Source organism: Aeromonas sp. Lyrl_2 (assembly GCF_051948815.1).
Classification (GTDB): Bacteria; Pseudomonadota; Gammaproteobacteria; order Enterobacterales; family Aeromonadaceae; genus Aeromonas; species Aeromonas veronii.
This window is the reverse complement of the sequence record NZ_JAYJLJ010000007.1, coordinates 140,191-151,256: the sequence shown is the minus strand read 5'-3', so window position 1 is coordinate 151,256 and position 11,066 is coordinate 140,191. Positions and strand designations below refer to the sequence as shown.

Sequence of the window (11,066 nt, the reverse complement as noted above, 5' to 3'; positions counted from 1 at the left end):
ATGATGAAGATGGCGGAGCCTGTTCAGGCGGGCTCCGCTTTTTGCCACAAAACCATAGAGAGCAACAATAATGAAAAAAAACCGCATCACCCTTCTGCTTGCCGGCATGATGCTGAGCGGCCACCTGTGGGCGGCCGAGGTATACGACATCAACAAATCCTATCCGGGCGGTAGCCAGGTCAATTACAACGGCCAGGTTTTCGAGGCCAAGTGGTGGGTCAACCCGGGTCAGACTCCGGGCATGGCGGCCGCCAATGAGTGGGATACTCCGTGGAAGCTTGTCGGCGAAGGGGAAGTGACCCCACCGGACACCGGCGGCGATGACAAGCCCAATCCGCCGACACCTACCCCACCGGATGGCAGCACTACCCCTGTCTATATGAGCCAGGCCGAGCTTGATGCCAAAGAGAAGGCGCTGACCGACTTCCCGGCGATGGAAGCGGTCAAGGCCTCCATCGCTACCCGTGACAATCTGGTGGTCGAGGCGGTGCAGCCGGGTCGTGCCGACAACCCGGGCAACGTCAAGCGGGTCGAAAGCCTGCTGAGCGAGAGCCAGTTCAACTACCTGTTCCCGCTACGCGCCCCCGAGTACACCTATCGTGGCCTGCTGCAAGCGGCGGCCAAGTTCCCGGCCCTGTGCAGCGACTACAGCGATGGCCGCGATGCCGATGCTATCTGCCGCAAGACCCTGGCGACCATGTTCGCCCACTTCGCCCAGGAGACCGGTGGCCATGAAAACTGGCGCCCGGAAGCCGAGTGGCGTCAGGCACTGGTCTACGTGCGCGAGATGGGATGGAATGAGACCATGCGCGGCGGTTACAACGCCGAGTGCCGTCCCGATGTGTGGCAGGGTCAGCAGTGGCCGTGCGGTACGTTCGACAATGGCGAGTTCAAGAGCTACTTTGGCCGCGGTGCCAAGCAGCTCTCCTACAACTACAACTATGGCCCCTTCTCCGAGGCGATGTTCGGCACGGTGCGCACCCTGCTAGACCGCCCCGATCTGGTTGCCGACACCTGGCTGAACCTCGCCAGTGCGGTGTTCTTCTATACCTATCCGCAGCCGCCCAAGCCCTCCATGCTCCATGTCATCGATGGCACCTGGCAGCCGAATGACCATGACAAGCAGAACGGTCTGGTGCCGGGCTTCGGGGTCACCACCCAGATCATCAATGGCGGGGTGGAGTGCGGCGGCCCGGTCGAGCACGCCCAGTCCCAGAACCGCATCAACTACTACCGCGAGTTTGCCAACTACCTCGGAGTGGCGGTGCCATCCGACGAAGTGCTGGGTTGCAAGAATATGAAGGTGTTTGACGACAAGGGCGCCGGTGCCTTGCCCATCTATTGGGAGCAGGACTGGAGCTATGTGGCAGAGAACCCCAACGGCGGCAAGAGTTATGCGTGCAAGCTGGTGGGCTACCAGACCCGCTTCAGCGCCTTCAAGGAGGGGGATTACAGTCGCTGCGTTCAGCACTTCTATCCGGAGGTGGTGATCGAGGATAACGGCGGTGGCACCAACCTGCCGCCAGTGGCCAATATCACTGGCCCGGCGCAGGCCGAAGGTGGCAGCAAGGTGACCCTTTCCGGCCAGCACTCCAGCGATCCGGAAGGCAAGCCGCTGACTTATGCCTGGACAATCCCAGCTGGTGCCTCTGCCCCGGCTCTGGATCAGGTCACTCTGGAGTTGACCCTGCCCAAGCCGGCCAGCGATACCAAACTGGATATCAAACTGACGGTCACTGATGAAGGTAATCTGAGCCGCAGCACTACCCATAGCCTGCTGGTGAAAGGGGAGGAGGGGGGGGTAACGCCGCCTGACTATCCGGCCTATAAAGAGGGGACTCCCTACAAGGCGGGCGAGCGGGTCAGCAACGGCAGTGCCAGCTACGAGTGCAAACCGCACCCCTACACCGGCTGGTGTGCCGGTGCCGCCTGGGCCTATGAGCCGGGCAAGGGAACCGCGTGGAGTGATGCCTGGATCAAGCTGTGATCCGGCATTAAGCCGAAGCAATAAAAGATGGGGCCTGCGGGCCCCATTCTTGTTTGGTGGAGTTCAGGTTTGGCCGTGGAACATCTGGCCCGGACAGGACAGCGCCTCGAAAGGGCTGTGTGATGATGTGTGTTGTTTTTTTATTACATTTTCCGTGAAAGGCTTTCAGCAATTACTTGCCGTAGCGGAAGTAGTATTCACGGGTGGAGGGGGCATAGGCATCTTTCTCTACAACGCCGTTCTTGGTAGTTGCACCGCGCAGGTGGAACAGGACTGCCAGATTCTCAAACATGGTTTACCTCATCGCTCTGTCATTTATGGTTATGATGTGTGACCTGGGTCACGGTTTGATCCTATGGTCATTTGTGAGCCAGATCAACTTTCTGTGTTGTAAATTTACAAAAATCATGGAAAGGGTTTTCAAATGCAATGCCCTTTATGGAAAGGCTTTCCCGAAGTGACGGGGGAGAAGCTGATGATCAGCCAGCAAAAGAGGCCTGAGAGCGGGGGCGTTGCACGGGGAAAGAGGCTTGCTGCACGGCCTCTCCTGTATAGCTGCTTGAGCCGATTTGTGACATAAAACAGAGAGATAGCACGCGCCTTGCTGGTAAAAACAGCGAACTGCTGCAATTTTGACTAAACGAATCAGTCGCGGTTATTTTAGGGTTGACAGCAAAGCGGGTGATGCCTATCATGCGCCTCCGTTGCCGGAGATAACTTCGTCAGCGCCGAGGTGAGTTGGGGTTATAGCTCAGCTGGGAGAGCGCTTGCATGGCATGCAAGAGGTCCGCGGTTCGATCCCGCGTAGCTCCACCAAATTATCCTCGAACAATCTGGAATCAAAGGGGTTATAGCTCAGCTGGGAGAGCGCTTGCATGGCATGCAAGAGGTCCGCGGTTCGATCCCGCGTAGCTCCACCAGATTCCTGATTGTTGTACTGAATACCCAGGGCAGTGTGGTGTGTATCACCCAGGCCGACCTTTGTGGGGTTATAGCTCAGCTGGGAGAGCGCTTGCATGGCATGCAAGAGGTCCGCGGTTCGATCCCGCGTAGCTCCACCATCATTTAGGATGAATGGCCGCCAGAACCATTCATTCAGTGCCGAATTTGGGGTTATAGCTCAGCTGGGAGAGCGCTTGCATGGCATGCAAGAGGTCCGCGGTTCGATCCCGCGTAGCTCCACCAAATTCAGAGTGACTGCCGGTCATTCACACAAATCGGGGTTATAGCTCAGCTGGGAGAGCGCTTGCATGGCATGCAAGAGGTCCGCGGTTCGATCCCGCGTAGCTCCACCAAATTCTTGTTACAAGAAATACAAAGGCCACCGCACCGCGGTGGCCTTTTTGTTTTCTCCATCATTTATTTTCTCCATACGTCCGCGCCTTTCATTTGTAAATCCAATGACCTGAATGAAAAAGCCCGCGAGACTCGCGGGCTTTGCTTGCACTATTCAGATACGCCAGTGGTTAACGGCGACGTCGCCAGGCCAGTGGCAACAGGGCCAGCAGGCCGAGTCCCAGTGCACCGCCGCCTGAGGAGGTGTCCGGTTTGGTGGCATCGCTCTCCAGTCTCAGGTCGACGATGATGGGATCATGGTCGGAGGCACTGAAGGGGTTGTCAGACTTGAGCAATGTGCCGGTGTACTGGCTGCCGTATTCGAACAGGGAGCTCTCGAAGGAGTTGATGTGCCAGTCGGCGACACCTGCTACCTTGCTGGCCAGCGCCGGGTTGGCGAGGGCATAGTCCAGGGTGCCCAGCTCCCCGTCGTAGCTGTAGGAGATGGCTTTCTCCTTGTTGAATTTGACGTTGAGATCGATCAGGCCGTAGCTGCGAGTCACTTCGCGACCGAGCTGTTCATAGGACTGATCACCGATAAAGGTGTGAGAGGCCGATACGATCTTCCGCTCGCTGGTGGCCGGGTTGTAGTCGGTCAGAACCCGGATCGGATCTTCCTTGGCGTAGGAGTTGAAGTCGCCAACCAGCAGCACCTGGCCCGGCAGTTTGCTGACCGCTTCACCCAGCACCTTGGCGGCAGAGACCCGAAACTCGGTGCACTTGCCCTGCAGATCGGCCGGTTCTGTCTTGCCATCGCCATTTTCGTAGCAGCCTGACCCCTTGGATTTGAGGTGGTTGACCACCAGCGTCAACGGCTCCTTGCTCTTGGCTAGGGTGAAGGTCTGAACCAGCGAGTCGCGCTGACCGGCTGTCTTGGCCACACCACCAGTGGTGTAGCGCTGCTCCGGCAGCTTGATGACGCTGGCATCTCCGCTGGGGGTGAGCAGGGCAGGACGGTAGATCATCGCCACCATGATGGCGTCTCCGCCGAAGAACTTGCCATCGGTAAGGGCAGTGACCGGCAGACGCACATAGGCGTAGTGTTTGCTCGCATCCTTCTGCTGTTCGTTGAGGCGGGTCACCAGATTGTGGAGGGCCGAGTTATCCTCGAAGCCGTTGTTCTCCATCTCCATCAGGCCAAGCAGATCGGCATCCATTGCGGTAATGGCATTGACGATCTTGGTGCGCTGCTTCTCGAACTCGGGCTGGCTCTTGGCACCCCGGTTGCAACCTTTGGCGTTATCGGCATCCGCCTGATCCTTGCACAGGATATTGAGTGCGCCGCCAATGCTGGAGTGGCTGGTGAAGTAGTTGAGCACGTTGAAGCTGCCGATCCGCAGATCGCTGCCAGCGAGGCGAGCCGGCGCGTCTTGACGATCCTCTTCAGGGCTGCGTAGCAGGGCACCGGCAGTCAGGGTGATATCGCTCGGTACCACCAGACGGAAGGCATCTTTGTTGTATACGATCACCCCCTCCAGCCCGGTCAGTTGATCACCGATGCGCAGATAACCCTGATCGGCATCCCAGCTCGGGAACCAGGGCAGTACGCCATCCGGTGCTTTGTAATCAGACTCAACTACCAGACGGTTGCTGCCATTTTTGGTGGCCAGTGCGACAGCGTCCGCACTGCTGGCAACATGAAGTTGGGTCGGTTTGATCAGCGGGGTTTTGTGGGCCAACTCTACGTTGTTGCGATAGACCTTGTAGTCGAAGCCATAGTTGCGGGTCAGGTGCAGGTCACTGCTGCTGTCGAGACGTACCCGCATCCCTTCGTGGCGATTGAGCGCTTGCGCCAGCGTCTCCCCTTCATTGACCTGCAATACGCTGGTCGGCACATTCAGCCCTTGTGCGGTGACTTGCAGGCGGGCTTTGCTGGATTCGAAGGTGGGTTTGAGCTGGGTGCCGCCGTAATACTCCTCGACCTTGGCTTCGAGGCAGAGTTCAGCCCCCGGTTTGATGTCTTTATATTTGGTCGCGAAGTCCTTGTCGTTCAGATAGACAAAGATGCCATCAGAGGTGGCCGGATTGCCATCGCCCACCGGGTCGGTCAGATAGAACCCCTTGGTCAGGCTTTGGCCCAGCGTCGTCACGATACCGCGAACGTTGAAGGTGCCCGGGCTGATTTTGCCGGTCACGTTACCGTTCTTGTCGGTCACAGTCTGGGTAGCCAGCGCGCTGGCGGAGCCTGTGCCCTGAATGGTCGGGATGGGGGTGAGTTGAGCCGGATCGGACGGGCAGACAAATGCCGCATGGGCGCCTGAGGATGCAAGTGCCAGCCCCACGGCCAGCGACAGCAGGGTACGAGTACCTTTCATAGGTGTTCCTTTTTTATTTTTGCCAGTGATTCCATAGCCTTGGCTCGTTGACCAAGGGCGCGCATTGTCACATTTCTGGCATGTCATACCAGTGAGCCAACGCACATTAAACGAATCTGGGAAGATGAGGAAAAGCGTTTTTATGATCCCAGTAACAGTATGATTTTTTTGATAATTCAATCAATTCTAACCCTGTGGTCATGACGCTTTTGTGGCAGGGGATAATTCTCTTTGAGAATAAAGATTGAGGGGATCTTGTCGCCTTCCTATACTGGGTTCGTTCCTCACGGAACCCAGGTAAAGGGCAAACCGGCAGTGATGTCGGGGCGCAATGCTTCCGGTCTCGATCGTGGATCCAGATAGCGGGGTTTCCCTGGGTGAGGGGTTGTTTTTGTGGCAGGTCCATTGCCAGTTGTCTGCGCCCATCATGCAGGTTGCGATTGTTCTTTGCCTTGGTGACCAAGCCAAGACAAAACAAGGAAGATAACAATATGCAACAGCTCTTCAGACCCAGCAGGCTTGCCATGCTGGTCGCCCTTGCGGCTGCGCCCGCCTGGGCTCAGGCCGCTTATCCCGCCTATAAATCCGGTACTGCCTACAAGGCTGGCGATATCGTCAGCAACGTCGGTGCCCTCTACGAGTGCAAAGAATTTCCCTATTCAGGCTGGTGCGGGGCATCCCCCTATCACTATGAGCCGGGTGTCGGTGTGGTCTGGGCTGGGCTGATGCCTGGAAGCCCTATGGTGGCGAGGTGCCGCCTCCTGCGCTCGGCGTGGCAGTCAGCTCACCGGCTGCCGGTGCCAGCTTCAACGAAGGAGCCAGCGTGGCGCTGGCAGTGACCCTGAGTGGCCCAGTGACGGCCTTGGCCCGGGTGGAATATCTTGTCGACGGCACGCTGGTCGCCACGGCGAGCGCCTCGCCATGGAGTGCCAGTTGGAGCGCCGCCGGAGTGGGGGGCCATACCCTCAAAGCTCGCGCGCTGGATAAAGATGGCAAGGTACTGAGCGAAGCGGATTCGAGCTTCAACGTCGCCGCAGTGGTGGCGCCAGAGGCGCCCAAGGCGAGCATCAGCAGCCCGGCCAATGGAGCCAAGGTGACGCTGGGTCGCAGTGTGGCGGTGAGCGGCAACGTCACCGATGCCAACAACGATGTGGCCAAAGTAGAGCTCTATGTCGACGGCAAGAAGGTGGGCGAAGATACCACTGCCCCCTGGCAGGTGAACTGGACACCGGATGCCAAAGGCAGTGCCGCCCTCAAGCTGGTGGCCACTGACAAGAGCAATCTGAGCGGTGAGTCGGCGGCAGTGAACGTCACTGTCGAGGAGGCCGCGCTGCCACCATCCGGTGGCAACCTCTCCTGCGATATCCGCCAGATCTACCGCCCGGATGGCTACGAGTGCATGGGGGATGATCATGCCCGCCGGGTCATCGGCTACTTCACCTCCTGGCGCACCGGCAAGAACGGCCTGCCCGCCTATCTGGTGAGCGATATTCCATGGAACAAGATCACCCACATCAACTACGCCTTCGCGGCGGTGGATGAGCAGAGCCACACCATCAAGGTGGACGATGCAGCCACCAAGATGACCTGGGATGGCGTGCCGGGTGCCGAGATGGATCCTGAATTCGCCTACAAGGGCCACTTCAACTTGCTGTCGAAGTACAAGAAGCAGTATCCAGACGTGAAGACCCTTATCTCGGTCGGCGGCTGGGCCGATACCCGCGGCTTCTACACCGCCACTACCAAGGGTGACTGCTCGGTCAATACTGCCGGTATCAACACCCTGGCTGACTCGGCGGTGAGCTTTATCCGCCAGTACGGTTTTGATGGGGTCGATATCGACTACGAATACCCCACCTCGATGAAGGATGCGGGCAACCCCAACGATTTCCCGCTCTCCAACCAGTGCCGGGCCAAGCTGTTTGCCAATTACGAGGTGCTGATGAAGACCTTGCGGGCGCGGCTCGACAACGCCGGTAACGAAGATGGCCGCAAGTATATGCTGACCATCGCCTCACCGGCTTCTGCCTATCTGCTGCGCGGGATGGAGAACTTCCAGGTCACCCAGTACCTCGATTACGTCAACCTGATGACCTATGACTTCCACGGCGCCTGGAACCACTTTGTCGGTCACAACGCTGCCCTGTTCGACAACAATGCCGACCCCGAGCTCTCCCATTGGGGCGTCTATACCCAGACCCAGTTTGGCGGTATTGGTTACCTCAACGCGGCCTAGTCTGCCCACTACTTCCGCGGTGCGCTGGCGGCTGGCAAGATCAACGTTGGCGTGCCCTATTACACCCGCGGTTGGCAGGGGGTGAACGGTGGCAGTCATGGGCTGGGTGGCAAGGCAGCCCTGCCGAGCCAGAACGAGTGCCAGCCGGGCACAGGTGGCAGCACCATTCCGTGCGGCAACGGGGCGGTCGGCATCGACAACATCTGGCATGATCTCGACAAGAACGGCAAAGAGATCGGCGGTGGCGCCGTGCCCATGTGGCATGCCAAAAACCTGGAGCATGCAGCCAGCCTCGGCATCACCACGCTGCCGAGTTATGGCACTGCCTGGGGTCTGGATCCCAACAATCCGGCTCACGTGATGCAGGGCAAGTATGTGCGTTACTACGATGACAAGGCCCACGCGCCCTGGCTGTGGAACGAAGAGAAGAAGGTGTTCCTCTCAACCGAAGATGAAGAGTCCATGGGCCACAAGCTCGACTACATCATCAAGCGCGGTCTGGGTGGCGTGATGTTCTGGGAGATGGCGGGTGATTACGCCTTCGATCCGGCCAAGAACGAGTACGGCATGGGCAGTACTCTGACCACCCTGGCTTATGAGAAGTTTGCCAAGGCAACTCCGTACAACACCAAGCAAAACGATCTGGCCGCGCCGAGCGCCCAGCTCGACATCCAGCTCAGCCTCTCCGGCTTCAAGGAAGGGGACTCCAACTATCCGATCAACCCGAAACTCAAGCTGGTCAACAAGTCGACCCAGACCATTCCGGGCGGCGCGCGCATCGAGTTTCTGGTGCCCACCTCAACCTCTGACACCATCACGGATCAGAGTGGCATGGGCCTGAAAGTGGTGGAGAGCGGTGGCAACGACAACTCGGAAGGCATTGCCAATGAGAAGGACTTCCACAAGGTCGCCATGAACCTGCCGGGATGGCAGACTCTGGCACCGGGGGCCGAGATTGAAGTCGCCATGACCTACTACCTGCCCGCCGCTGGCGTGCCGAGCGGTATGCGCATCATCAGCGGCAGCCAGACCATTGGTCTCAAGGCCGAGTTCCCGACCCTGCCGGAGGCCGTGCTGGGCTCGGGTGGCGGCGAGAACCCGGGTACCAGCTGCAGCAGCCAGAACGTCAATCCGGCGGCCTACAAGGCCTATCCGAGCTGGCCACAGGGGGATCATGCCAATGGCGGAGATCGCATTACCCATAACAAGGTAGTGTGGCAAGCAAACTGGTGGACCAGCAGCGAGCCCAAGGCAACCGATGGTAGCTGGAAGTCTGTCTGTAGCTATTGATTTTAAAATCAATGAGATAAGTGAGGCTTCGGCCTCACTTTTTTTGTCTGGTTGGTCGCTCTGGTTGAAAATGCGCCTGCCTTTCCTGGCGGGCAGCCTCTATAATAGAGTCGATTAATAATCAGATGGATATCAGCGTATGGCGAGTATATTGGATTCCGTTGATCAACGAACTCAACTGGTGGGTGAAAACCGCCTCGAGTTGTTGATGTTTCGTCTCGGCACCCGTCAGATGTTCGCCATCAACGTCTTCAAGGTACGGGAAGTGGTCAAGTTGCCCCATCTGAGCAAGATGCCGGGCTCCCATCACAATATCAGCGGGGTAGCCAATATCCGCGGTACCTCGATCCCGGTGATCAACCTGCGTAGCGCCATCGGTATGCGCCCCATGCCCATCGACAGTGAATCCAACCTCATCATTACCGAGTACAACCGCACCATTCAGGGCTTTCTGGTGGGGCAGGTGGCCAATATCGTCAACATGACCTGGAAGGATATCCTGCCGCCACCGCGCTCCGCTGGGCGTGCCAACTACCTCACCGCCATCACCCGCATTCCCGAAGATGGAGTGGATCAGATCGTCGAGATCATCGATGTGGAGAAGGTGCTGGCGGAGATCATCACCTATGACATCCGCATCTCCGAAGAGGTGCTGGATCGGGAGATCCTGCCCGAGATGCATGGCCGCAAAGTGCTGATCGTCGATGACTCCAGCACCGCCCGCAATCTGGTGCGCGAGACCCTGGGCCAGCTTGGGCTTGAGGTGATCGAGTGTCAGGATGGTTTGCAGGCGCTGACCCTGCTCAAGGGGTGGTGCGATGCTGGCAAGAAGGTGACCGACGAGATCCTGCTGATGATCACCGATGCCGAAATGCCGGAGATGGACGGCTACCGCCTGACCCACGAGGTGCGCAGCGATCCGCGCATGTCTGACCTCTTTATCACCCTCAACACCTCCCTGAGCGGCAACTTCAACGAAGCCATGGTCAAGAAGGTGGGGTGTGACCGCTTTATCTCCAAGTTCCAGCCCGACTTGCTGGTGGGGGTGGCCCAGGAGCGGCTGCGTCAGGTGCTGGAAAGCTGAGAAGTTGCCTGCCGGTTATGCTAAATCAATAACAACACATCCCGCTTCGGCGGGATGTGTTGTTATTGGGTATTGGCGATGGATTGGTTGAATCAAGGTGCCACGCAGAGATCGTCGACCATTCAAAACATCCGATTTTGGCGGGATATTTTGTTATGGGATATTGGTGATAGACGGCGGGCTTATTGGCTGAGCAGCGGCTCCATAAAGCGGGCGACTTTATCGCGGATTTGGGGCTGGGCCGCCGGGGTGGGATGAATGCCATCGTTCATCATAAGTTCAGGGCACAGCGCAATATCATCCATAAAGAAGGGCAGCAGTGGCAGATCGTTAGCCTGGGCCAACTCGGGAAAGATCTGTTCGAACTGGCGCAGATAGCGGGCACCGTAGTTGCGGGGCAGCTGGATTTGGGTCAACACCACACGGGTCTGCTGCTCCTTGGCGAGCGCGATCATGCTGGCCAGATTCTGGCGGGTAATGGTCGGTGCGAAGCCACGCAGGCCATCGTTGCCCCCCAGTTCGATCAGCAGCCAGTCCGGCTTGTGCTCCTTCAGCAGAGCGGGCAGACGGGCCAGCGCCCCCTGGGTCGTTTCACCGCTGATGCTGGCATTGAGCAGAGTGTGTTTCCCCCCCTCCTCCTGCCATTTCTGGTTGAGCAGGGCAGGCCAGCTCTGCTCAACCTGCATCTGATAGCCGGCGCTCAGGCTGTCTCCCAGCACCAGCAGGGTCTGGGCCTGAGCCGACGAGAGCAGGCTGCCGAGGCCAACCAACAAGGCAAACAGAATACGCACCATCAATTCAACTCCCGCTATGGATTGT

The 11,066-nt window shown here is 58.3% G+C and carries 4 protein-coding genes, 5 tRNA genes, 1 pseudogene and 1 riboswitch; of the genes and pseudogenes, 8 read left to right on the top strand and 2 right to left on the bottom strand.

What is annotated here, in order from left to right:
* Window positions 1-70: 70 nt before the first annotated feature.
* The 6 genes from VF684_RS08435 (at window position 71) to VF684_RS08410 (ending at window position 3,282) form a co-directional block, all read left to right on the top strand.
* Window positions 71-1,987 (top strand): glycoside hydrolase family 19 protein, encoded by a 1,917-nt coding sequence (locus VF684_RS08435; protein WP_376899804.1) that lies wholly within the window; start codon window positions 71-73, stop codon window positions 1,985-1,987.
* Window positions 1,988-2,727: 740 nt separating this feature from the next.
* Window positions 2,728-2,803 (top strand) — tRNA-Ala (locus tag VF684_RS08430).
* A gap of 28 nt (window positions 2,804-2,831) precedes the next feature.
* Window positions 2,832-2,907 (top strand) — tRNA-Ala (locus tag VF684_RS08425).
* Window positions 2,908-2,972: 65 nt separating this feature from the next.
* A tRNA-Ala gene (locus tag VF684_RS08420) sits at window positions 2,973-3,048 on the top strand.
* A gap of 48 nt (window positions 3,049-3,096) precedes the next feature.
* Window positions 3,097-3,172 (top strand) — tRNA-Ala (locus tag VF684_RS08415).
* A 34-nt stretch (window positions 3,173-3,206) separates the two neighbouring features.
* A tRNA-Ala gene (locus VF684_RS08410) sits at window positions 3,207-3,282 on the top strand.
* A gap of 171 nt (window positions 3,283-3,453) precedes the next feature.
* On the opposite strand, the gene VF684_RS08405 is transcribed toward VF684_RS08410, so the two are convergent.
* Window positions 3,454-5,637 carry an ExeM/NucH family extracellular endonuclease gene (locus tag VF684_RS08405; RefSeq protein ID WP_376899806.1) on the bottom strand — a complete coding sequence of 728 codons (2,184 nt, stop codon included), beginning with the start codon at window positions 5,635-5,637 and terminating at the stop codon, window positions 3,454-3,456.
* A 293-nt stretch (window positions 5,638-5,930) separates the two neighbouring features.
* Window positions 5,931-6,013: riboswitch (cyclic di-GMP riboswitch) on the top strand.
* 148 nt (window positions 6,014-6,161) lie between these two features.
* On the opposite strand from VF684_RS08405, the pseudogene VF684_RS08400 reads away from it, so the two are divergent.
* Both VF684_RS08400 and VF684_RS08395 read left to right on the top strand, forming a co-directional pair.
* Window positions 6,162-9,163, top strand: a pseudogene (locus tag VF684_RS08400) (glycosyl hydrolase family 18 protein).
* A gap of 139 nt (window positions 9,164-9,302) precedes the next feature.
* Window positions 9,303-10,247, top strand: coding sequence for a chemotaxis protein CheV (locus tag VF684_RS08395; protein WP_005335238.1), 945 nt, complete (start codon window positions 9,303-9,305; stop codon window positions 10,245-10,247).
* A 182-nt stretch (window positions 10,248-10,429) separates the two neighbouring features.
* On the opposite strand, the gene VF684_RS08390 is transcribed toward VF684_RS08395, so the two are convergent.
* Window positions 10,430-11,041, bottom strand: a complete 612-nt coding sequence (locus VF684_RS08390; RefSeq protein WP_376899808.1) for an arylesterase — start codon at window positions 11,039-11,041, stop codon at window positions 10,430-10,432.
* Window positions 11,042-11,066 lie beyond the last annotated feature (25 nt).

Coding starts and splice junctions, on each gene's coding strand:
- VF684_RS08435 (WP_376899804.1), top strand. CDS start 71: ATGAAAAAAAACCGCATCACCCTTCTGCTTGCCGGCATGATGCTGAGC.
- VF684_RS08405 (WP_376899806.1), bottom strand. CDS start 5,637: ATGAAAGGTACTCGTACCCTGCTGTCGCTGGCCGTGGGGCTGGCACTT.
- VF684_RS08395 (WP_005335238.1), top strand. CDS start 9,303: ATGGCGAGTATATTGGATTCCGTTGATCAACGAACTCAACTGGTGGGT.
- VF684_RS08390 (WP_376899808.1), bottom strand. CDS start 11,041: ATGGTGCGTATTCTGTTTGCCTTGTTGGTTGGCCTCGGCAGCCTGCTC.